The 23,095-nt window shown below is 71.2% G+C and carries 19 protein-coding genes; 9 read left to right on the forward strand and 10 right to left on the reverse strand.

What is annotated here, in order from left to right:
- On the forward strand, window positions 1-3,299 hold a 3,299-nt coding region (locus tag LX83_RS35595; protein WP_253779990.1), incomplete at its 5' end, for a condensation domain-containing protein.
- Between the two features lie 65 nt (window positions 3,300-3,364).
- On the opposite strand, the gene LX83_RS35600 is transcribed toward LX83_RS35595, so the two are convergent.
- The 6 genes from LX83_RS35600 to LX83_RS35625 all read right to left on the reverse strand — a co-directional run bounded on the left by LX83_RS35600 (window position 3,365) and on the right by LX83_RS35625 (window position 9,191).
- Entirely contained in the window at window positions 3,365-5,440 is a 2,076-nt protein-coding gene (locus tag LX83_RS35600; RefSeq protein ID WP_253779993.1) for a CotH kinase family protein, read from the reverse strand.
- Complete coding sequence (locus LX83_RS35605; protein ID WP_253779995.1) at window positions 5,431-6,261, reverse strand: polyphosphate polymerase domain-containing protein; 831 nt, start codon at window positions 6,259-6,261, stop codon at window positions 5,431-5,433. Before LX83_RS35605 ends, LX83_RS35600 begins: the two co-directional genes overlap by 10 nt.
- Window positions 6,258-6,860: a DUF4956 domain-containing protein gene (locus tag LX83_RS35610; protein ID WP_253779997.1), complete on the reverse strand. Its 603-nt coding sequence runs from the start codon at window positions 6,858-6,860 to the stop codon at window positions 6,258-6,260. Before LX83_RS35610 ends, LX83_RS35605 begins: the two co-directional genes overlap by 4 nt.
- A 581-nt stretch (window positions 6,861-7,441) precedes the next feature.
- Window positions 7,442-7,612, reverse strand: a complete 171-nt coding sequence (locus LX83_RS35615) for an SIP domain-containing protein (RefSeq protein ID WP_407649746.1) — start codon at window positions 7,610-7,612, stop codon at window positions 7,442-7,444.
- A gap of 18 nt (window positions 7,613-7,630) precedes the next feature.
- A complete protein-coding gene (locus LX83_RS35620) occupies window positions 7,631-8,539 on the reverse strand; it encodes a PDR/VanB family oxidoreductase (RefSeq protein ID WP_253779998.1) in 909 nt (302 codons plus the stop codon).
- 22 nt (window positions 8,540-8,561) lie between these two features.
- Window positions 8,562-9,191, reverse strand: coding sequence for an MSMEG_1061 family FMN-dependent PPOX-type flavoprotein (locus LX83_RS35625; protein WP_253780000.1), 630 nt, complete (start codon window positions 9,189-9,191; stop codon window positions 8,562-8,564).
- A gap of 209 nt (window positions 9,192-9,400) precedes the next feature.
- Here LX83_RS35625 and LX83_RS35630 point away from each other — a divergent pair, with 209 nt between their 5' ends.
- From LX83_RS35630 to LX83_RS35640, 3 genes are all read left to right on the forward strand, one after another.
- Window positions 9,401-10,054, forward strand: a complete 654-nt coding sequence (locus LX83_RS35630; RefSeq protein ID WP_253780002.1) for a TetR/AcrR family transcriptional regulator — start codon at window positions 9,401-9,403, stop codon at window positions 10,052-10,054.
- 307 nt (window positions 10,055-10,361) lie between these two features.
- Complete coding sequence (locus LX83_RS35635) at window positions 10,362-11,939, forward strand: glycosyl hydrolase family 18 protein (RefSeq protein ID WP_253780004.1); 1,578 nt, start codon at window positions 10,362-10,364, stop codon at window positions 11,937-11,939.
- Between the two features lie 409 nt (window positions 11,940-12,348).
- Entirely contained in the window at window positions 12,349-13,077 is a 729-nt protein-coding gene (locus LX83_RS35640; RefSeq protein ID WP_253780007.1) for a response regulator transcription factor, read from the forward strand.
- A gap of 124 nt (window positions 13,078-13,201) precedes the next feature.
- Here LX83_RS35640 and LX83_RS35645 read toward each other — a convergent pair whose 3' ends face one another.
- Genes LX83_RS35645 through LX83_RS35660 form a run of 4 tightly spaced genes read right to left on the reverse strand, consistent with a single transcriptional unit; the run spans window position 13,202 to window position 16,370 of the window.
- Window positions 13,202-14,110: a class I SAM-dependent methyltransferase gene (locus LX83_RS35645; RefSeq protein ID WP_253780009.1), complete on the reverse strand. Its 909-nt coding sequence runs from the start codon at window positions 14,108-14,110 to the stop codon at window positions 13,202-13,204.
- Window positions 14,077-14,721, reverse strand: coding sequence for a cysteine hydrolase family protein (locus tag LX83_RS35650; RefSeq protein ID WP_253780011.1), 645 nt, complete (start codon window positions 14,719-14,721; stop codon window positions 14,077-14,079). Before LX83_RS35650 ends, LX83_RS35645 begins: the two co-directional genes overlap by 34 nt.
- Window positions 14,718-15,809, reverse strand: a complete 1,092-nt coding sequence (locus tag LX83_RS35655) for an isocitrate/isopropylmalate family dehydrogenase (RefSeq protein ID WP_253780013.1) — start codon at window positions 15,807-15,809, stop codon at window positions 14,718-14,720. Before LX83_RS35655 ends, LX83_RS35650 begins: the two co-directional genes overlap by 4 nt.
- A 27-nt stretch (window positions 15,810-15,836) precedes the next feature.
- The gene (locus LX83_RS35660) at window positions 15,837-16,370 is read right to left on the reverse strand and encodes an EF-hand domain-containing protein (protein WP_253780015.1); all 534 of its coding nucleotides are present in this window, start codon (window positions 16,368-16,370) and stop codon (window positions 15,837-15,839) included.
- Between the two features lie 440 nt (window positions 16,371-16,810).
- Between LX83_RS35660 and eccB the strand changes: the two genes are divergently transcribed.
- From eccB to LX83_RS35685, 5 genes are all read left to right on the forward strand, one after another.
- Entirely contained in the window at window positions 16,811-18,229 is a 1,419-nt protein-coding gene (eccB, locus tag LX83_RS35665; RefSeq protein ID WP_253780017.1) for a type VII secretion protein EccB, read from the forward strand.
- On the forward strand, window positions 18,226-20,472 hold the full coding sequence (locus LX83_RS35670) for an ATP-binding protein (protein WP_253780019.1): 2,247 nt from the start codon (window positions 18,226-18,228) through the stop codon (window positions 20,470-20,472). Before eccB ends, LX83_RS35670 begins: the two co-directional genes overlap by 4 nt.
- Window positions 20,469-21,110, forward strand: coding sequence for a DNA-binding response regulator (locus tag LX83_RS35675; protein ID WP_253780023.1), 642 nt, complete (start codon window positions 20,469-20,471; stop codon window positions 21,108-21,110). The genes LX83_RS35670 and LX83_RS35675 overlap by 4 nt, the downstream gene beginning before the upstream one ends.
- 116 nt (window positions 21,111-21,226) lie before the next feature.
- Window positions 21,227-21,895 carry a LuxR C-terminal-related transcriptional regulator gene (locus LX83_RS35680; RefSeq protein WP_253780026.1) on the forward strand — a complete coding sequence of 223 codons (669 nt, stop codon included), beginning with the start codon at window positions 21,227-21,229 and terminating at the stop codon, window positions 21,893-21,895.
- Window positions 21,895-23,052 carry a S8 family serine peptidase gene (locus LX83_RS35685; protein ID WP_253780029.1) on the forward strand — a complete coding sequence of 386 codons (1,158 nt, stop codon included), beginning with the start codon at window positions 21,895-21,897 and terminating at the stop codon, window positions 23,050-23,052. The genes LX83_RS35680 and LX83_RS35685 overlap by 1 nt, the downstream gene beginning before the upstream one ends.
- Window positions 23,053-23,095 lie beyond the last annotated feature (43 nt).

Below are 23,095 nucleotides of genomic sequence, written 5' to 3' on the forward strand. Positions count from 1 at the left end.
TGGAGTTCGTGGGGCGGGTGGACGACCAGGTGAAGATCCGGGGTTTCCGGGTCGAACCGGGTGAGGTGGAAGCGGTGCTGGCCAGCCATCCCGCCGTCACCCAGGCCGCCGTCATACCCGGGCAAACCCCTGGGGGCGCCAGGACCCTGGTCGCCTACGTGGTCAGCGCCCCGGGGCAGGAACGCCCCACGCCGCAGGACCTCCGCGGCCATGTCAGCCAGACCCTCCCGGACTACCTGGTTCCGTCGGCGGTGCTGGTCCTGGACGCGTTTCCGCTGACCGCCAACGGAAAGCTGGACCGCGCGGCCTTGCCCGCACCCGACTTCACCGCGATGGTCTCCGGTCGGGCCCCGCGCAGCGCGCGCGAGGCAGCCCTGTGCGCGTTGTTCGCCGACGCGCTCAACCTGCCCGAAGTCGGCGTCGACGACGGGTTCTTCGACCTGGGTGGGGACAGCATCCTGTCCATCCAACTGGTCAGCCGAGCCCGCAAAGCGGGTTTGGTCATCACTCCGCGACAGGTGTTCCAGTACAAGACGCCAGCGGCGCTGGCCGTGGTCGCCAAGGAGATCACCGCGAACCCGGTGCCGCCCGACGTCGGGACCGGTGCGGTGCCACCGCTGCCGATCATGCGCTGGTGGCGGGAGCACGGCGGTGGGCTGGCCGGCTTCCACCAGTCCGTGGTGCTGGAGGTGCCGCCCGAACTGGACGAGGACTGGTTGCTCGGCGCGGTTCGCGCGGTGCTCGACCGGCACGACGCGCTCCGGCTGCGGCTCGTCGACGAGGACTGGAACCTGGAGATCACCCCACCCGGATCGGTGGCCGAGCGCGACTGCGTGCGGCGCGTGGCGGTGTCGGAGAACGAGGAGTTCCGCTCGGTCATCGACCGGGAAGGCGCACGGGCCCAGGCGGAGCTGGATCCAGCCTCGGGTCGTGTGCTGCGGGTGGTGTGGTTCGACGCCGGGCCCGACCGGACAGGCAGGCTGCTGCTCGCCGTGCACCACTTCGCGGTCGACGGGGTGTCCTGGCGCATCCTGGTGCCGGATCTGCGCGCCGCCTGGCAGGCGCTGGCCGAGGGCCGCCGGCCAGAACTGGACCCGGTTCCCACGTCCCTGCGGCGGTGGGCACGTGAACTGTCCGACCGGGCACTCGACGCCGAACGCGAGGCGGAACTGCCGTGGTGGACCAGGACACTGGACGGTCCCGAGCCTCCGCTTGGTCGCCGCCCACTCGACCCGAGCAGGGACACCGTGGCCAGCGTGCGGTCGCTGAGCACCAGCCTGTCCCCGGAACACGCCGAGCCGTTGCTGACCCGGATCCCCGCAGCGTTCCACTGTGGAGCCAACGAGGTGCTGCTGACAGCGCTCGCACTGGCGCTGGGCCGCTGGCGGCACGCCGACTCGGCGGTGCGCGTCGACCTGGAGGGCCACGGCCGGGAACCCACTGGCGATGGGTTGGACCTCTCCCGCACCGTCGGCTGGTTCACCAGCCTGTACCCGGTGCGCCTGGACCCCGGCACGGTCGACCTGGCAGACGTGGGCCAGGCGCTCAAGCGGGTCAAGGAACAGTTGCGCGCGGTGCCGGGGAACGGCGTTGGTTACGGCATGCTCCGCCATCTCAATCCGCGCACCCGAGCACGCTTGGCGGAGCTGGCGGAACCCCAGATCGGATTCAACTACCTCGGCCGGTTCGCCACCGGCGGGGGAGCGCGGGCCTGGGCACCGGCCGAGGAGGCGCCGGCGCTGGACGGTGGTCAGAGTCCGGACACACCAGCTCCGCACTGCCTGGAGATCGCAGTGATCTGCCTGGACAGCCCCGACGGCAGCGAGCTGTCGATCACGTGGTCGTGGCCGGGGGACCTGTTCACCGAGGACGAGGTGCGGGAACTGGCCGAGGCGTGGGGCACTGCCGCACGGGCGCTGGCCGACTGCGCCGACGGCGGTCACAGCCCCTCGGACCTGCCACTGGTTTCGCTGACCCAGTCCGACGTCGAACTGCTGGAGGCCGAGCACTCCGGGCTGGTCGACGTTCTTCCGCTGACCGCGTTGCAGGAGGGGCTGCTCTACCACCTGGTGGTGCACAACACGCAGCGCAGCAGCCAGCCAGACGTCTACACCGTGCAGCTCGGCATCGATGTGACCGGGGCGCTGAACAAGGCGAGGCTTCGGGACGCGGCAAGTGATCTGCTGGCGCGGCACCCGAACCTGCGCGCGGCGTTCGTCCGAAGAGGACCGTCGGGGCCGGTGCAGGTCATCAGGGACGGGGTGCGGCCGCCGTGGCGGGAGCTGGACCTCACCGGGTTCCCGGACTCGGAACGGGACTCGGCGCTGCTGCGACTGCTCGACGAGGACGCCGGGCAGCCGTTCGATCCCGTGACGCCGCCACTGCTGCGTTTCACCGTGATCCGGCTCGACGCGCACCGCCACCGGCTGGTGCTGACCGCACACCACATCCTGGTGGACGGGTGGTCCCTGCCGCTGTTGGTCCGGGACCTGTTCGCCCTGTACGCCGGGGACACTTCCCTGCCGGGGCCAGCGCCCTACCGCGACTACCTGCGGTGGCTCGTGACGCGGGACCGGGCTGCGGCAGCCGCGGCGTGGCGGGCGGCCCTGACCGGGCTTGCGGCTCCGACCTTGGTGGCACCGCCCGGACGCAGCCGCGCACCACTGGTGCCGCGTCGCATCCTGTTCGACCTGCCCGCCGACCTGGTGGCGAGAATGACCGCCCAGGCCCGTCAGCACAGCCTCACCCTGAACACCCTGGTGCAGGGAGCCTGGGGCCTGCTGCTGGCCGAGCTGACCGGACGCACCGACGTGGTCTTCGGCGCCACCGTGGCCGGACGGCCCGCCGACCTGCCCGGTGTCGAGGAGATGGTGGGCCTGTTCATCAACACCGTTCCAGTGCGCGTGCGCGTCGATCCCGGCGAATCGGTACTCACGCTGCTCACCAGGACGCAGGACCAGCAAACCGCGCTGATCCCCCATCAGCACCTCGGGCTCACCGAGATCGCCCGGCTGGCCGGTTTCGGCGAGCTGTTCGACACCATGATGGCGTTCGAGAACTACCCGGTGGCCCCGGATTCCCTGGCCGCACCGGGTACCGGGCTGCGGCTGGCCTACGCGGACTCCCGGGACGGCACCCACTACCCGCTGGTCCTGCTCGCCGGCCCGTCGCCGGACGGGCTGAGCCTGCGGCTCGAATACCGACCCGACGTGTTCGACGACCGCGTGGCCGACGGGATCGCCAACCGGCTGCGGGACCTGTTGGAGACCATTGTGGATGGTGAGTGGGACGAGCGGTGACCGTCACGGCCACGGCCACCGCCCTCCCCGGCTCGGCCCGCTACCGGGCACGCGTCCGCCAGCCGTCAGCTCCCGGTGCAGGTGAGGGCCGGTCTGCCGGGCGCGGCCGTGGACGTCCCGAGGAATCCGAACGTGGTGCTGGCCCCGGCCGCGACCGACCCGTTGTGCGTGGCGTTGCGGGCGGTGACCGCCGCGCCCTGGCTCGTGACGGTCGCGTTCCAGGCCTGGCTGATCGTCTCGCCACTGGTGAAGGTCCAGGACACGGTCCAGTTGTTGATCGCCGCGCTGCCCGCCGTGACCCGGACCTCGCCCTGGAACCCGCCGGACCACTGGTTGGTCACCGTGTACGTCGCGGAACACCCGCCCGTGCCGGGCGGGGTCGTCGTACCGCCCCACCCGGCCGGGGAGTCCAGCCAGGCGATGCGCCGCTGCATCCAGTCCCGCAGGTACTGCACCTGACCCTGCCAGGTGGGCGCGGTCGGGGTGATGAAGAAACCGATGAGCGCCGTCGAGAGGTTCGGCCACCGCTGGAAGTTGCGCTGCGCGGCGTTGGTCAGCGGCCTGGCCAGAGCGTCGATCCTGCTCTGCAGCGCGGCGTCGGAGAGCAGGCCGCGCCGCAGTGTCTGCCACCGCGACCTGACCTGGTCGACGAAGGCCGGATCCCGCAGCAGTTGGGTGAACCAGTCGTTGGCCAGTGGCTGCCGGGTCTGCTGGTACTGCCAGCCCGCGGTCTGGTCGTTCTGGAAGTACCCGCCCACCCCGAAGGAGAGGTCGTAGTCCCACAGCGGGCCGGCGAAGATCTTGGTGTACCGGTCTTTGTAGAAGTAGGCGCTGCGGACGTAGGAGTCCATTTCCCGGCTCAACTCGTTGATGATCAGCTGGTCGACGAAGGAGCCGACGTCGATGTACGCCGGGTAGCCGGTGACCGGGTCGGCGAAGTTCGGCGCCCGCAGCACGTTGTGGAACTCCTGGATGTGATTGCGCAGCCAGTCCCGCTGCTCGGGTTGCAGCGGTGACGGGTCGGCCACCTCAAGGTAGTTCCAGCAGGTGGCCGCCGGCCCGCTGCACGGCAGTGTCGGCTCCTCGGCCGCCATCCACTCGAACTTCCAGATGTACCCGCCCTGGATCTCCGGCAGGGTCCGGTCGTCCTCGTGCAGCTTTTCGAGGTCGAGCCGGTTCTTGGTGTTCTTGATCGTCTCGACCATCAGGTAGACGCCCATGTAGTCGTTGGCGTTCACCGGAGTGGCGTCGGTGTTGAGGTAGAGTTCCGCGAACGCGTACCGCGGTGCCTGCAGCCCCATCTCCCTGCCGAGGTCGTAGCTGAGGGCTTCCCGGATCAGTGCCTTGTCGGTGAACGGTCCGCGCAGCACCCAGTCGGAGTCGGCGGGCATGCCCAGCACCGGGTAGTCGGCGTCGTCGTTGTCGTTGTCCCAGAACTCGACGCGGTACGGCGTCTTCTCGAACGTGGCCGACGACTGGCCCCGCAGCCGGAGTCCGGCGCGGGTCGCGACGGTCGGAGCCGACGCGATCGACGTCGTCCCGCCGCTGCCCGGTTGGAAGATCATGGTGGCGGCGTCGAAGTACTCCCGGCCGGGCTTGCCCGCGCCGTAGGAGTCGATCAGGATCACCGGCAGGTCGTGCGTCGTGGTGGTGGTGCCACGGGCGACGTACATGGCCGTTCCGGGCGCGCCCGACGCGGTCTGCCCCACGAAGGCCTGCGCCCGCAGTTGGGTGGTGCGGGTGAACTGCAGTGCCGAGCCCTGGTAGAGGGCTGACTGCGCGGTCGGCAGCCGGCCGTCGGTGGTGTAGCGGATCTGGGCGCCGCTGACCGTGGTGCTCAGGGACACCGCGACCTGGCCCTGGAAGGTGCCGCTGGGCACGGAGAAGGTGATGTCGCCGGTCAGGTCGTCGGCGGCGGCAGCCGCGGCGTCGGCGTCGGCGGCCGCCGTGTCGGTGTCGGTGGTGCCGGTGCCGGCGGCGGTGCTTGCCGCGCGGCTGTCCGGAGGGGCGTTGGAACCCGGGGCGGCACCGGCCGATGACGGGTACGGGATGAGGAGGCCGGCGAGGAGCACGGCGGTGACCGCGAATCCCGTGGTGCGGCGGGGTACTGCGACACCGGTGCTGTGCGGAGTCAGACGCACGATGTCTCCTGTTCGGGGCGGGGGGAGGTGGTCGGTGCGGAGCCCACCGACGGCGCGGTGCCGCGGAAGTGGCGGCGCAGCGTCCGCCGCCACGGCACGTCAGGCAGGTCCACGCGGAGGGCGGCCAGCCCGGTGGCGTACTTGGAGATGCGGACCGGTCGCAGCCCTTCCTGCCACAGCACGCGGTCAACCGCTGTGGCGGCCGAGGCGGTCTTGGTCTCGACCACGGCGAGACCGGGCAGGCACAGCGCGGACTCGGCGGTCCGCCAGGAGAGCCCGGTGTCGATGGTGACCCGGCTCGCGGTGTCCGGCAGCAGCAGGGTGGCGCGGTGGTAGCGGGTGACCAGGACCGGGTCGAGGGCGCTCCCGGCGGTGGGACCGATCGACTCGCGGGTGAGGGCGTCGTCGACGAAGTCACGTCCGGGGTGGACGGTGGCGCGGTCCCCGGGGTGGTATGGCAGCCGGTGCTTGGTGACGTTGCCCCGGGCACCGCTGATCTTGACCTCCAGCCAGCACTGGGCGGAGTCGAGGTAGGTGCGGGTGCGCACCTTGAAGCGCCGGCGCCTGCGGTACGCCGCGCAGTGGTAGCTGGCCAGGCGTGGCGTGTCGAAGTACACCGACTCGTAGCGGAAGGTGCGTTCACCGTCGATGTCCAGCACCCGGGCGTGCGGCGCGAGCCGCTCCAGCAGGCCTGGCAGTGCCTGCGCGGGGACGAGGTACTTGCGGTCCACCCTGGTCTGCAACGCGGCGCGGTCGATCAGTTCACCGAGCCCGACGGGGGCCAGCCGGGTCAGGGCCGGCACGATGGGAACCGTGGTCATCGGCGCGCTCCGGACGGTGTGGACGTGCTGGGATCAGCGATCAGCGCGCGGTCGGGCAGCGCGTACCGGACGTCGACCACGGTGGTCTCGTTGACCAGGTCGAGCCGCTGGACGCTGACGGCGTGCACCCGGGCGTCGAGCAGCTGTTCCAGGCGTGCGACGAGCACGGCGTGGTGGGTGATGGCCGAGTCGAGCACCAGGATCTGGTGCCGGTAGTGCCGGAACAGGCGCCGGTGGTCGCCGAGGAACATCACCGCGAGGATGAGCGCCATCAGGCCGCCGCTGAGCCACACCGAGGTGGTGCTCAGCGCGCCGAGGATGCCCAGGGCCAGCGCGGAGAAGTAGTAGGCGACCTCGTGTTGGTCGAGTTCTGTCGAGCGCAGGCGGATGATGGACAGCACGCCGAACAGCGCCAGTCCCAGCCCGAGCCCGGCACCGACGTTGCTGGCGCTCAGCGCGCTCGCCACCGCGAGCACGCCGATGTTGACCCCCAGGTAGGCGACGACCAGGTCGCGGCGGCGGTGTCGTGGGAAGTAGAGCCCGAAGACGAGCAACACCACTGCGCAGATGTCGATCGCGAAGAGGACGAGCTGTGACATCTTGTACGTTCCTCCTGAACCGCTGCCGGGTCGGCCGGACACCGCCCGCTTCGTCACGGGGGTCTGCGGGGCAGGTAGCCGAAACTTTCGACCTTACGGCTAAACTTTCGGGAACTTGGTCGAAACCATAGGGGGCCTCGTGGTGTCGCGTCAATGAACTTCTGGTTCCCCACGGTCCGGCAAAAGGGGGAAATTTTCCTGGCTGGGCTGGATCTTCAGTCGATCTCGGTGTAGACCGAGGCGCACGGACGCATGTCCGGACGCCGTGTCCTCCGGGGTCCTGGCCGCCGAAAGTTTCGGACCCGAGTCGGCTGGGCAGCCCGATTCCGCCGTTCCCGCGGCGGGTTCGGCCCGGAAGGTCGCCACCCCCGGCGCGAGAGGCGGGGGCGGCGACCGAGGTGAAGCAGACAGCCGCTCAGCTGACAGTCCGACCGCGACAGTGCGCACTGGACTGATCGGGGCCCGGTGAACGTTGTGACGCGGTGTGGCGGTGCGCCAGGCACCGCCACACGCTGGTGCCACCTGGGTGTTCGAGGACTTCGCGGTTCGGCGCGGAGTCCTCGCGGTGCCGCCCCGAGGGATCAGCCGGGGCTTGACCGCCCGTGTCGCCAGTACCCGAAGAAGGCGATGTCCGACTTCGGCACCCCGCGGTCGTTCACCAGGTGGCGGCGCAGGCCGGTGGCCAGCTTGGCCTCACCCGCGACCCAGGTGATCATCCTGCGTGACTCGGGCGTGCGCACCTTGGGCAGCATGTCGTCACCCGCCTCTTGTCACAGGTCCACGACGAGCCGGGAGGACAGCGCGCGGGACACGCAGGCGAACATCCGACCCGGCGGGGCACCGATGTCGTCCCGGTGCTCGGGTTCTCCGTCGAGCACGGTGAGTTCGCAGCTACCGCACACGCCTTCCCGGCAGCCGGACGGCACGGGCTGCCCGGCGTGGGTCAGCGCGTCCAGCAGCGTCTCGTCCGGAGCGACCTGGACCGACTGTCCTGATCGGACGCACACCACGTCGAACGCCCTGTTGGGTGCGAATGCTCTGCCGGCGGAGCGGAACCGCTCGGTGTGCAGCCGGTCCGAGGGGAACACGGCCTCGGCCGCGGCGAGCATGGACCCCGGGCCGCAGCAGTAGACCAGTGCGCGCGGGCTCAGCGCGGCGGCCAACGCCGCGAAGTCCGGCCTGTCCCGCGTTTCGGTGGCCACGATGTCGACCCGGTCCGGGTGGGACGCGCGGAGTTCGGCGGCGAAGGGCATGGCCGCGATCGACCTGCCCACGTACACCAATCTCGCCCCGGCTCCCGAGGCAACGGCGGCCCGCAGCATCGGCAGGATGGGGGTGATGCCGATTCCGCCGGCGAGGAACAGGTACTCCGGTGCTGGAACGAGTGGGAAGTTGTTGCGCGGCAACGAAACCGTGAGGTTGCGGCCTGGGCGAAGGAACAGGTGGACGTACTCCGAGCCGCCCCGGCTGAGCGGCTCGTGGCGCACGGCGACGCGGTAGCTCTCCCGGTCGGCCGGGTCGCCGCACAACGAGTACTGCCGGGTCAGCCAGTTCGGCAGGGCCAGGTCGATGTGCGCGCCCGGTTCCCAGGGCGCCAGTGGGCCGGTGGTGCCGCGCAGGACGAGGGAGACGACGCCGTCGGCGACCCTGTCCACACGGTCGAGGATTGTCTGCTGCATTGAGATCACCTCGTGGACTCGGTCAGAACAGCTTCCGGTAGGAGGCTTCCAGGTTGCGATCGAGCAGCGCCGGATCGATGTCGAGTCCGAGCTGGCCGACGGCGGTCTCACCGGGTGACGGGATCTCCGCGGCGAGCGCCTGGCTCGCCGGGTCCCACAGGCGGGAACGGATGAGTGCCCGTCCACAGTGGAAGTACACCTCGGCCACCTCGACGACGAGCGCCAGGACCGGCTCGCTGCCCTCGGTCCGCATCCGGGCGAGCACGTCCGGCTCGTCGGTGGGATAGGCGCGGCCGTTGACGCGCAACGTCTCCCGGAGCCCGGGGATGAGGAACAGCAGACCGATCCCGTCGTTCTCCGCGAGATTGCCGAAGGAGTCCGCGATCCTGTTGCCGGGGCGGTCGGGAATCGCGAGCGTGCGCTCGTCGAGGACCTTCACGAATCCCGGGTAGTCGCCGCGGGGCGAGCAGTCGGCGCGCCCGGCCGCGTCCGCGGTGGCCAGCGCCAGGAACGGGGAGTGGGCGATGAAGCGGTGGGAATGCTCATCGATGTGGTCGAGGATCTTGGCCCTGATCATCGCCTCGGGCTCGCCGAGTCGGGCGCGGACCTCGTCCTGGTACACCCGCCGGGGGCGCGTGCGGGCATGCGTCATCAAGGGCTCCTCGTGGATGCGAGAGGACAGGGGCGGTGCGGTCGGGCGTCAACGTCGTCCCGGCCGAGGGTTCACCGCCACCGCCAATGGACTCGGTGCCACCTGCGCGTGCTACCCGATCACGGCATTCGCGCAGGTCATGACACTATTATGAGCAATTGCTCACTTCGCGCGCTACTCGCTTTCGGCGCTGTCGTCCAGGAGGTGCCATGACATCGGAGAGCCGCCGACTTCAACCACGTAAACAGCCCCGCCAGGTTCGGGCCGAGCACACCAGGGAGCGCATCCTCACCGCGGCTGCTCACGTTTTCGCCGAACACGGTTACGCCGCGGGCACCACCAACCGGATCGCCGAACGGGCCCGGATCTCGATCGGCTCGCTGTACCAGTACTACCCGAACAAGGACGCGATCCTGCTCGCGCTGGTGGACCGGCACCTCGACGTCGGCGGCGCCATCAGCGCGCGGCGACAGAGCGAGGAGCTGCCCGACTCCCTCGGGGAGATCATCCGGGTCTTCGTGCGCACGGCGGTCGAGAACCACCTGGACGACCCGCAGCTGCTGCGCGTCATGGCCGAGCAGGCGCCCCGCTCCCGTGAACTGCTGGAGAAGGTTTCCGAGTATGAACGGGCCCGGGTCGCCTACGTCGAGGAGCTGCTCGCCCGGCACCCCGAAGCCCGGGTCGACGACCCGCACACCGCGGCCCGGCTCGTCGTCGCCACGATCCAACTCGTCGTCCACCAGTTGCTCGCCGCTCCCGATCCCCTTGAGATCCCCCGGTTCGAGAACGAACTCGTCACCATGCTCACCCGCTACCTCACCGCCCCCGTGGCCGGAGAACCCGGGGTGGGACCGCACATTTAAAGCTCTGTTAAATCTGCGTTAAGGATGGCGTTGTCGGTGTGGTTTCCGCCGACCATGGGAGCCGTTCGATTAGTGGTCTAGACCACAATGTGGGTGTCCCTGCTGCCTGCGAGGTAGTTGATGTCCAGAACCCCCTGCCGCGTTCCCGCGAACCCCGCCCGCGCCCCGGAACGGGGGGTTCGACCCCGGGAGATCAGCGACCACTGAGGTCGGCGCGGTGGCCCGCTGTCCGTTCGGACGGGCTGCCGCGCCACATGGTCTAGACCAAGTTGAGGGTAGTCCATCCCTGCTCCCTGTGAGGTAGCTGATGTCGAGAATCCGATGGCACGCCATCGCGGGCGTGGCCGCCGCCGCGGCGGTCGTGCTCGGCCTTGTCGTGGTCGCCCCGGCCAGTGGCGCGGCGACGGTGACGGCCACATTCGAGAAGACCCAGTCCTGGGACACCGGTTGGGAGGGCAGGTACACCATCCGGAACTCCGGCAGCGCCGAGCTGAGCGGCTGGAGGCTCACGTTCACCCTCGGGTCCGGCTCGGTGACCTCGGCGTGGGACGCGCAGCTCTCGTCGTCCGGCACGGAGTACACGTTCGCCAACCTGTCCTGGAACGGGACCATCCCCGCTGGCGGATCGGCCTCGTTCGGGTTCAACGCCTCGGGCACGGGAACGCCCACCGGGTGCGCCCTGAACGGGGTCTCCTGCGACGGCGGCAGCGTGCCCCCCACGACCACCACGACCCCGACCACGAGCAACCCGCCGGATGAGCCCGGCGAGCCCGGAGAACCGGGCCAGAAGCTGGTCGGCTACTTCGCCAACTGGGGCGTGTACGACCGCCACTACTACGTCAAGAACATCGCCACCTCCCGCTCGGCGGCCAAGCTGACCCACATCAACTACGCCTTCGGCAACGTCCAGGGCGGCAGGTGCGCCGTCGGCGACTCCTACGCCGACTACGAGAAGACCTACAGCGCGGCGGACAGCGTCGACGGTGTCGGCGACACCTGGGACCAGCCGCTGGCCGGGAACTTCAACCAGTTGCGCAAGCTCAAGAAGATGTACCCCGGGCTGAAGGTGATCTGGTCCTTCGGTGGCTGGACCTGGTCGGGCGGGTTCGGCGAAGCGGCCCGCAACCCCGAGGCGTTCGCCGACAGCTGCTACAAGCTCGTTGAGGACCCGCGCTGGGCGGACGTGTTCGACGGCATCGACATCGACTGGGAGTACCCCAACGCCTGCGGGCTGACCTGTGACACCAGTGGCCCGAAGGCGTTCGGAAACCTGGTGAAGGCGCTGCGCTCCAGGTTCGGCTCGAACCTGGTGACCGCCGCCATCACCGCCGACGCCTCGTCCGGCGGAAAGATCGACGCGACCGACTACGCCGCCGCGGCGCAGTACGTCGACTGGTACATGGTGATGACCTACGACTTCTTCGGAGCCTGGGACACCACCGGACCGACCGCGCCGCACTCACCGCTGCGGGCCTACGACGGCATCCCCAACCCCAGCTTCAACACCGACTCCGCCATCACCAAGCTCAAGGGCAAGGGCGTCCCACCAGGCAAGCTCCTGCTCGGCATCGGCTTCTACGGCCGGGGTTGGACGGGCGTGACCCAACTCGCGCCCGGCGGCAGGGCCACGGGACCCGCGCGGGGCACCTACGAGCAGGGCATCGAGGACTACAAGGTCCTCAAGAACACCTGCCGGGCCACCAACACCATCGCCGGCACCGCGTACGGACTGTGCGGCAGCGACTGGTGGAGCTACGACACCCCGGACACCATCAGGGGCAAGCGGACCTACGCCGGCAGCCAGAGCCTCGGGGGCATGTTCTTCTGGGAGCTGTCGGGCGACACCAGTGACGGCGAGTTGATCAGTGCCATGAGCGGCAGCTAGCCGAACGGATCCCAAGCAGGGCGGTGCACGCAGACGACCGGGGTGTTCGGGCCGAGTTCGCGAGGACCGGCCCGAACACCCCGCCAGCAAGCACACACCGGGGTGTCGCATGCGCACAGCGCGAGAACTGCTCGACCGCACTGCCACCGGACGCGCGCCGACCGCGGCGCGGCTCGCTCAGCCACCCGAAACCGCGGTGGCGGGCGTGATCCCGTCCGGCTCGAAAGGAGGAGCACGAGCACCGACCGCCGCGTCGGCGACGAGACCGGTGGCCACCGGCGGCCGGCGTTCCGGCCCGCGCGGGAACGAGCGTCAACATCAGTTGAGTCGCCCGGTCCGCGGCGCCGGTGGCGGCGACGCCGACCAGCGCAGGGCAGTTCACCTTGACGGTTCAGATTACGATTCGGCCATGCCCCACGTGTTGCTGGCCGAGAACGATCCGGCGGTGGCCGGGGCAGTGATCCGCGCGCTGGTCACGAGTGGGTACGGCGTCCGAGCCGTCGAGACCGCGGCCGACGCGCTGCGCGACGTCACGACTCGTCCGCCGGACATGGTGATCCTGGACCTGGGGCTGCCCGACATCGACGGTGCCGACGCACTGGTGATGCTCCGGGCGGTGTGCGACGCTCCGGTCATCGTGTCGACGGAGCGCAGATCGGAGTCGGACGCCGTCCGCCTCCTGGACACCACCGCCGACGACTACGTGGTCAAGCCCTTCTCCACCGGTCAACTCGTCGCGAAGGTCAACGCGGTGTTCCGGCGAACCCGCCGCGCCGCACCGGTACTGGCCGACGAACCCATCCTCGTCGGTGGACTGCGGCTCGACCCCGCTCGGCGCACCGCCGCGCTGGACGGTCGTCCACTCGCCCTGACGCGCAAGGAGTACGACCTGCTGTCCTACCTGGCCGGCCGTGCCGACCGGGTCGTGACCCGCAGCGAACTCAGCACCAACGTGTGGCAGCGGCCCTATCTGGGCACCGACCGCACGGTGGACGTGCACCTGTCGTGGTTGCGCCGCAAGCTCGGCGAGAGCGGGGAAACACCGCGGTACCTGCGCACCATCCGGGGGGTGGGCTTCATGCTGGTCAACCCGCACGCTGCGCCGCAGCCGGGTGGTCGACCGGACACCGCTCGGTGACGGCACGTCCGACACGCGCGCCGAGCCCGGGCGTCCCAGCGCGAAGCCGTTGTCGGACACCGGGAGCCAGCGCCCGGTCCGCTGCTGGCCGAGGCGCTGGCTCCCGCTGTGCGGCTGTTCCTGATCACTCGTGCTGCTGCTGGCTGGTCTTGGTCGCGAACACCCACCGGTTGCTCGCGAGCGCGTCGTTCTGCTCGGGCTGTGGGCCACACCCGTAGCGCCGGGTGAAGTGGAAGGGGGTGTGGACGGCCGTGGCCCAGCCGAGTCTGCTCAGGTCCCCAGCGGAGTCCGGGCGCGCCTCCCCGTCGAACAACGCGAGCAGGTCGACGCCGATCTGGCGCTTTGTCGAGGAGTAGACGGGGTTGGCGCGGACTGCCGGTGACTCCCTGTCGAGCTTGACCTCGAACGCCAGCGCGCTTCCGGCTGCGCTCACCCGGTTCACCGTCTGGATGAGGCGCTGTTCCGCGGCGCTGGGCAGGTAGAGCAACAGCCCCTCGGCCAGCCAGGCGGTCGGCGTTGCCGCGTCGAAGCCAGCTCCCACCAGGGCGTCGGCCCAGTCAGCACGCAGGTCGGCCGCGATCGGGGTGCGTGCCACCCGGGAGACGGCACCCACGCTGGAGAGCACCTCGTGCTTGAACGCCAGGACGTCCGCTCGGTCGATCTCGAAGACGACGCGGCCAGGCGGCCAGTCGAGCCGGAACGCCCGCGTGTCCAACCCGGCCCCGAGCAGGACCACCTGGCGCGCACCGGCACGCACCGACCGGAGGAGGAAGTCGTCGAGGACTCTCGTCCGCAGACCGAAGTAGCGCCCCAGACGCCCCCACAGCGGGTTGGCGTCCCCGTCCGCGACCTCCCGCATCCGCACCGGCCAGCCCGAGGACGCCGGTGCGGCGCGGACGAAGTGCTCGGCGTAGACGTCGCGCACCAGGGTGTCGTGGCGGTGGGTCTCGATCGCGCGTGCCGCCGCGACCATGAGCGCGGTCAGGCCGACTCCGCCGCTCACGCCGGTGTCCCCGTGCTGTGCGTGGGCCACCCAACCTCCTCTCCGGGCAGTCGTGACCACGTGTCCAGCTGGTCGTGGGTGGTCGTGCCGGCGCCGTACACGACACGCATGAACCGCAGGATGTCCTGGGCCGGCAGGTGCAGGCTGGCCGTGCAGTCGGTCAGCACCGTCACGTGGAAGCCCTTCTGGAACGCGGTTCGAGCGGTGGAGTCCACGCAGACGTCGGTGTACAGCCCGGCGAACACGAGATGCCCGATGCCGCGTCGGAGGAGGTGCCGCTCGAACCCGTCGCTGAGGAACGCGTCAAAGCACGCCCGCTTGGTGAAGACCTGCTCGCCAGGCGCCGGCGACACCTGGTGGAACTCGGCGCCCCGCGAACCCGCACGGCACTTCGGCTGCTTGCCCAGCACGCGGTCCCGCCGCCGCCAACTCGGTCCCTGGTGTTCGACGTCGCCGAGGAACCTGACGAACACGACCTCGATGCCCCGACCACGTGCCGAGGCGACGGCTCGCGCGGCGTTCGCCGTCACGCTCGCCAGCGACGCGAGGTCGCCCTGGTACCGGGAGGCGGCGACCTCGCCCACGCAGAAGTCACGTTGCAGGTCCACGACGACCAGCGCCGTCTTCTCCCGCGGGGTCACGGCTCGGCCGCCACTGTCCGGCCGGTCAGCGGGGTGTGGTCCGGTTCGGCCGGCTCCAGCACGTCGAGCAGCGCGTCCACCACCGCCGTGGTCGTGTGTCGCCCGCCGAGGTCGGCGGTGCGGATGCCGCGCTCCGCGACGGACCTGAGCGCGCGCTCCACCGCCCGCACCGCACCGGCGCAGCCGGCGTGCCGTTCGGCGATCGCGGCGGCGGCCCGCACGGTGGCCACCGGGTTGACCGCGTCCCTGCCCTCCAGGTCGTCGGCGGAACCGTGCACGGTCTGGTACTCGGTCAGGCCGGCCACCTCGGCGCGCAGGTGGATGTTCTCCGTGCAGCGGCTCTCCTGCCGCTCCGAGCCGAACCGGTCCAACAGGACCACGTGCATGATGTCGGCCCACTCGTTGCCGGCGATGATCACGGTGCGCTCCGGCGGGTCGCGCTCGATCAGGTTGCGGTTCACCGTGTCCGGCTGGCACAACCTGATGGGCGTGCCGTGGCGCTCGGAGATCTCCGCGACCCACTCGTCGAGCGCGCCGTCCAGCAGGTGGAACTTGTAGGCCATGAGGACCTGGCCGATGCCGCGGTCGGGCCACTCCTGCCGCGCCCGCCGCAACGCGAACGACACGACCTTCTCGGTGATCTCCCTGCTGAAGCTCATGGTGCGGGTGACCGTGCCAGGGGAGTGGCTGTTCTCGCCGGTGTAGAACCCCTGGGCCTCGTCCCGGACCAGCAGCAACGACGTGTCCTGGTGGGCGATGACGTCGACCTTCACCGCCTGCAGGCGCTGCCGCACCAGGTACAGCGACTGGGCGTTGATCGCCGTGCGGAAGATCGCCGGGACGCCGTGGCGCGCCTGGGTGCGGCAGAACAGCTCGTAGTGCTCGGCGTCCTCCTGCGTGAGCCGGCGGATCCGTTCGATCCCGCCCTCGCGCCGCAACGACGAATACGAGTGATAAATCCGCGGTGATCGCGTGACGTCGATTTCGGTTGCGTACAACTGGCCGAGTCTGGCCAGCACCCGCTCGAAGACGGCCGCGAGTTCCGCTCCCGTGCCTCGGCCGATCGCGAGTCCTATGACCGGTGCCACCGTGCCCCCTCGTCGTCGGAATCGGGGTCAGGCGCTCGTGCCGTTGACCAGGTGGTCGCCGGGAATTCCCGCCTTGTCGGGGCGGTAGTAGTCCTTGATGCCGTGCACCCAGGTCGACACCTTGATCTGGTCCGAATCCGAGGGGTCGAAAGCGTCGAAAAGGGCCTCGATGTTCGCGCGCTCGAATCCGATGGCCGTCATGAGCGCCACGAAGACGGGGCGCTCGATGAGCCCGTCGCCGTCCGGGTCGCCCAGTGCGGCGAGTGACTCGGCGAAGTCGCTGATCGTGTCGTCGAACCGCTCCGGCGACAGCACGCAGGCGGCGTACTCGTCAAAGCTCACCCTGCCGTCGCGGTTGGCGTCCAGTTCGGCGGCCAAGGTCGCCCAGTACCGGCGGAAGGCGGCGGACATCGCGTCCTTCGCGGCAGTTCCGGCTCCGTCCGCCGCCTCGGCCACGCGCCGTGCCATCAGTTCGAAGTCGGCGGCGTCGAGGTAGCCGGTGCCGTCGGCGTCGAGCAGGGTGAAGATGAGCTTGATCCGATCAACCGCCGCTTTCAACATTGCTCTGTCCACCATTCTCTCGTTCATTGATATCAACCGTGCGGAAGGCGCGTGGAAGCCATTGTTCTTTGTTTGACTGTTATTCCTGGACGGCCCTCTGGTTGGCTCCCCGGCCTGGTGCGGATCAGTTCCGGCGGTGTTTCACTATGCCAGACAGCGGCTGGTGCTCCCACGGGGAAATCCGATGCCACTCGAAAGAGTGAATATGCTGGTGTGTTCGCGGATTGTGCGGAATGTGTACCGGGCCGGCTGGTCGAGCGCGTGTCCCGGCGTCGGTTGTGGCGGCGGGGCCGCGCGGCGCACCGGGGAGTCGCCGTTGCTGGCGAATCGCCAGACTTCGCGTGCTGCCGCGAGATCGCGGCAAAGCCGGATCCGGGTGGTGACGCGCTCAGTATCATCCTGATCACGCTCGCGATGCCAAGCAGGGCAAGGAGATTGTCGTGTGGAACCAGCGTGATCAGATCCAGGCGTACCAGTTCCTCCGTCGCCGCCTTGTCTCGGCACTCGTCTCGGCCGACGCCAACCACCCGGCGTCGCCGTCGATGCGGGTCGTGCTCGGCACCGTGATCGGGCTGGTCGTCGTGCTGCTGACCACCGCCGTGTTCGGCATCATCGGCCTGCTCACCCCCAGCCGCGCCGAGGAGTGGCGGCAGGGCGGGCAGGTGATCGTCGAGAAGGAGACCGGGGCCCGGTTCATCCTCGGCGCGGACAACGCGCTGCACCCGGTGCTCAACTACGCCTCGGCGCGGCTGCTCGCCGGTGGCGACGGCGACCGCACCGTGGTGGTCCCGGCCAGCACCCTGAGCGGGGTGCCGCGCGGTCCGGGCATGGGGATCAGCGGCGCGCCGGACTCCCTGCCCGGTGTCGACCACCTACTCACCGGCCCGTGGACCAGGTGCACCCGGCTGGCCGCGGACCGGCCAGCCGGTGACGACCCGATCTCCACCGTCCTCATCGGACAGGAACCGGGCGGGGCGGAACTCGGGCCCGCACAGGCGATCCTGGCCACGCTGCGCTCCGGTGAACTCTTCCTGATCACCGACGGACAACGGCACCGCCTGGTCGACGAGCACGCCGTGGTCGCGCTCGGCTACGCCGCGGCCGAGCGGATCCCGGTCGCCCCCGCCTGGCTGAACACCATCCCGGCCGGGCGCGACCTGGACACGATCGACGTGCCCGGACGCGGGGAGAGCGGCCCCCGGGTCGGCGCGACCGCCACCAGGGTCGGACAGGTGCTGGTCACCGGGACCGCCGAGCACTACCTGGTGCGCGCCGACGGCCTCGCCGTGGTCACCGAGACCGAAGCCCGCCTGGTGCTCGGCTCGCCGGGCAGCGCGGCCGCCTATCCCGACACCGCCCCGCGTGCCCTGCCCGTGTCGGCCGCGGACGTGGCGGACGCACCGCGCTCGGCCGCCCGGGAGGACGGCTACCCGCAGCGGCGGCCCGAACTGATCGACATCGACGCCACCGCGACCGTGTGCGCGTCCGGTGACCGCGTCACCGTCGGCACCGGGCTGCCCGGCAACGTCGCGCCGCGCACCGTGGACGCGAGCGCCGCCGGAGCGGGCGGTGCCGATCCGGCCGAGCAGACCGGCACCGGGCCCGCCGCGACCGAGGTGCACGTGCCCGGCGGTGCCGGTGCGGTCGTCGCCGAACAGACCGCGCCCGGCGCCCCGCCCGGTCCGGTGTACGTCATCACCGACACCGGCGTGCGCTACCCGGTGCCGGGTGAGGACGCGCTCCGGGCGCTCGGCTACGGCACGGTGAGCCGCACCGAGGTGCCGGCGGCCGTGCTCTCCCTGTTCCCGACCGGGCCGGCACTGGACCCGGCCACGGCGCGCACCACCACGTCGAGTTGACCGGCTCCGCCGAGCGGGGACTGCTCCGGCAGGGTCTGCGCTACGCACTGGTGATGCGCCTGGCGGTGATGGCCGCGGCCAGCCTGGTGTCGCTGTTCGTGGAACCCGCCCCGCGACCGGGCGTCGCGGTCGCCGTGGTGCTCGCGATCAACGCCTGGAACGCGGTGTACGCCACGGCGATGGCGCGCCGCGCCGCGCGGGTGCGGCGCTGGCTGGTGCCCGTGGACGTGCTGGTGGTCTGCGGCGCCTGCCTCACCCAGGTGTGGACCGCCGCACCCGACGTGGGCGCGGACGGGATGAGCTGGGTGCTCGTCATGGCCGAGATCACCATCGTCAGCTACCCGTGGCAGATCGGCACGGCGGCCCTGGCCGCGGTCACCGCCGCGGTGGTGCCCGCCTACCTGGTCGGTGCGGTGATCGCCCGGCCGGACGAGTGGCTGGTGTCCGCCCCGTTCCAGCTGTGGCTGGTGATGGAGGCCGCGCTGTCCTGGGGGCTGTACAAGTTCGTGCGCCGGGCGGCCAGGGCGGCCGACCGGCAGGTCGAGCGCGGCGAACTGCTGCGCCGCGACGCCGCGATCGCCGCCTCCCGCCGCGTCGACGAGCACGAGTACCTGGCCGCCCTGCACGACACCGCGTCGGCGACCCTGCTGATGGTGGGTGCGGGAGTGGTGCCGGGGCCCCGGCGGTGGCTGGCCGACCAGGCCGCCCGCGACCTCGACGTGATCAGCGAGCCGTCCGTCGCGTCCCACCGCGAGGTGGACCTGATGGGCCGGCTGCGCGAGGTCGCCGGGCTGACCCCGCTGCGGGTCCGGCTGCGCGGTCCGGACGCGCTGTCCGTGCCGGCGGTCACCGCGGCCACGCTGTGCCACGGCACCAGGGAGGCGCTGACCAACGTGGTCCGGCACTCTGGCGTGGCCGAGGCCGACATCACCGCGAGCCTGGACGGCGACACCGTGGTGGTCGAGGTGGCGGACGCGGGGCGCGGCTTCGACGCGGAGCACCTGCCCCGGCACGGCTACGGCGTGACGCGGTCGCTGGTGGAACGGATGCGCCGGGTGGGTGGCCGCGCCGAGGTGGTCAGCGCCCCCGGCCAGGGATGCCGGGTCCGGATGGAGTGCCCCCGGACCACCCGCCAGTTCGCCGCCGACGACACCGAGGTCATCGGCACCGCGTTCCAGACCGGGCTGGGCTGGGCGGTCGTGGTGATGAACCTGGTCATCCTGTTCCTGCTCGACCTGCCCAAGCTGCTGACCAACCTCGACACCTACCGCGCGGTGTGGCCGCAGGTGCTGGCCTGGGGCGGGTTCCTCGCGATCACCGCCTGGGCTGCGCTGGTGCTGCGGCGCGGCCGGCAACTCGGGCGGTGGCGCTGGGTCCTGGTGGCGGTGGTGTTCGCGCTGTCGGCGTTGGCGACCGAGTCGATCCCACCCGAACACCGGCTCGGCGCCGTGCACTGGTCCGAAGGGGACGCTGGCTGGACGGTGGCGCTGCTGCTGCTGGACGCCAGGGCCGTGGTGTTCGTCGGGGTGCTGCTGGCCCAGTACGCGATGACGTTCGGCCACGCGGCCCTGGCCGGCGACAGCGCGGTGTCGTTCGCCGGTCTGGTCAACGCGACCGTGATCGTGCTGGGCTACCAGCTCGCGGTCGGCCTGATCGCCGCCGTGCTGCGCGGGCTCGCCGCGTCCTCGGCGAAGGTGGCGCGCGCCGAGGAGGAGCTGCGCACCGCCGAGGCGGTCGCCGAACAACTGCACCGGGACCGGATGGAGCGCTACGCCGGCCTGGCCGACACCACCGTCCCCCTGCTGCGCGGCCTCGCCTCCGGGGCCCTGGACCCGGGTGACGAGGGGGTGCGCCAGCGGTGCGCGGTGGAGGCGGCCAAGATGCGGCGGCTGTTCGCGGAGGACACCACCGCACCCGACCAACTCCTGCACGAACTGCGCGCGTGCATCGAACTGGCCGAGCGCAACGGGATCTCGGTGTCGTTCGCCGAGTGCGGGGTGCGGCCGGAGATACCGAGGGTGGCACGCCGGACCCTGACCGAACCCGCCGTCGCCGCGCTGGCCACCGCGCGGGGCAGGGTGCGGCTCACCGTCAGCGGCTCGGACGGCTCGGTGACGGTCAGCGTGGTGGCGGACTGCCCGCCTCACCTGGTGCCCGAGCCGAACACCGACGGGGTTCGAACGTCCACACTGGTCGACGGCGACCGGGTGTGGGTTCAGGCGACGTGGCAGGGAGGCAGATGAACACGGTCGTGGTGGTGGACGACCATCCCGCGGTGATCGCCGGAGTGCGGGCCTGGTGCGCCCTTGCCGACCCGCCGATCGAGGTGGTCGCCTCGGGGACCAACGTCGGCGTCGCCTGGCTCTCCCCGGGGGACCAGGCCCAGGTGGTGATCCTCGACCTGCAGCTGGACATGGCCGGCCCGGCCTACGGCGACCTCAAGCGACTGGTGGACGCCGGCCGACAGGTGGTGATCTACAGCATGCGGGCCGACCGGGAGACCGTGCTGGCCTCACTGGACATCGGCGCCTTCACCTACCTCACCAAGGCGGAGGGCCAGGACCACCTGGTGGCCGCCGTCCACGCGGCGGCCACCAACACCCCGTACACCCCGCCCATGCTCTCCGGCGCCTTCGGCACCGACGACCGGCCGAACCGGCCCCGGCTCTCGCCGAGGGAGACCGAGGTGCTGCTGGAGTGGTTCCACTGCGAGTCCAAGGAGATGGTCGCCAGACAGCTGAACCTGACCGTGCGCCGGGTGAACGCCTGCCTGGAGCGGGTCCGGATCAAGTACGCCAACGTCGGCCGCACCGCGCCGACCAAGGCGGCACTGGTGGCACGGGCGATCCAAGACGGACTGATCCGCGCCGACGAACTCTGAGTGTCCACGCCGTCACCGGCAATGGTGGACGAATGACCGACATCGGCGCACCCGAAGCCTCGCTACGGTCGGCTCGATGGCTGCTACCGGCCAACCATCCAGTGAGGGGGTTTGGGATGCCGACCGAGCGGATCGCGGTTGGGGTCGTGGAGAGTTCGCCGCTGTACCGAACAGCGGTGGTCCGGTTGCTCAACGAGGAGCCCGGAGTCGAGGTGGACGCGGTGGCCGAGTCGGTGGCGCGGTTCGCCGCCTGTCGCCGCCGGCCGGGCTCGGTGGTGGTGGTGGACCCGAGTCTGCCGGGTGTGCGGGACTCGGCGGCGGTGCTGGCCCTGACCGGGATGGGACACCGCGTGTTGGTGCTGTCGGCCTGGACCGGCCGGGCCGAGGTGCACGGCGCGTTGGCCGCCGGGGCGCGGGGTTACCTGAGCAAGCACGCCGACGGGGTCGAGATCGTGCGCGCGGTCCACGAGATCGCCGCAGGCAACCGCTACCTGTCGTCCTCGATCGCCAACGCCGTGCTGGACGTGCCCGGCCGGCGCGGTGGCGGATCGCTGCCCGAACTGTCCGACCGGGAGCGGGAGGTGCTCGGCCGGCTCGCGCTCGGCGAGCGCGACCAGGACATCGCGTGCGCCCTGGCGATCAGCGTGCGGACCGTGCGCAGCTACCTGGACCGGGTGCGGGACAAGACCGGGCTGCGGCGGCGGCCGGAACTCACCCGCTACGCGATCGAGCACGGCGTGGTCGCCGACGAGCGGGCGTGCGGCGGCGACCGCGTGTCGGCCTGATGCCCGCCCGGTCAGGCCGGTCCCAGGCGGCGGTGGCGGCCGTCGCACTGGGCGTGACGGCGTTGTCCGCCGCACCACCACCGGCGGCTGGCGCGTCCCCGTGCGCGGCACCAGCCGGCGTGTACCGGGAGGGTCCCGGCTGGGCCCAGCGGCTCACCGCACCCGAGCGGATCTGGCCGGTGACCGAGGGCACCGGCCAGCTGGTCGCGGTGGTCGGCACCGGTGTGGACGCGGGCAACCCGCAGTTCGCGCCGGGCCAGGTGGTGTCCGGTTCGGACAGTGGCGACTGCGACGGGCGCGGCACGATCGCGGCCGGGATCGTGGCGGCGCGGCCGGACGCGGCGACCACGTTCACGGGCATGGCGCCGGGCGTGCGCGTTCTCGCGGTGCGCTACACCCAGGCCACCGACGGATCCGCGGCGTCGGAGCCGGACCCGGACGCGTTGGCCGCGGCCATCGGCCGGTCGGTCGCGGCGGGCGCGACCGTGGTCCTGGTGGTCGTGCCGGCACCGCGGTCCTCACCGGCGTTGCAGCGGGCCGTGTCGGACGCGTTGGCGCGCGGCGTCAGCGTGGTGGCGCCCGCGGTGGGTGACAAACCCGAGTCGCGGTCCTACCCGGCCGGTCTGCCCGGGGTGGTCGCGGTCGCCGCGACCGACCAGACCGGCACACCCGTGCAGGGCGAGTCCGGTGATCACCTGTCGCTCGCGGCACCGGGCACCGGGCTGGTCAGCACCTCGGCCGGCACCCGGGGACAACTCGGACACCGGTGGGGGGTGGACAACCCGGCGTTCGCCGCCGCCTACGTGGCCGGTGCGGTGGCGTTGGTGCGCGCGTACCGCCCGGCGCTGGACCCGGCTCAGGTGCTGGACCGGCTCACCGCGACGGCCAGCCGGCCAGCCAGCGGCGGCCGCGACCCGAGACTGGGGTGGGGCGTGCTGGACGTGTACCGCGCGGTCACCGCGGAGGTGGTGGGGGAGGCGTCGGCGCGGGCCGGTGCCTCCCCCACCACGGTGGAGCCAGCGGCCGGGCCGGCGACACCGCCACCCCGGGACCGGCTGCCCGGTGCGCTCGCCGTGACCGGGGTGCTGCTCGCCGGGGCCGCCGTGGTCGGGGTGGCTGTGATCCGCCGAGGCCGCAGGACCAGTCCTGGCCGGTGAGGGTGGTGTGCGGGGTGCGGCACCGGTCCGACCAGCGCCTGCG

It is taken from the genome of Goodfellowiella coeruleoviolacea, from assembly GCF_024171785.1.
GTDB classification, from domain to species: Bacteria; Actinomycetota; Actinomycetes; order Mycobacteriales; family Pseudonocardiaceae; genus Goodfellowiella; species Goodfellowiella coeruleoviolacea.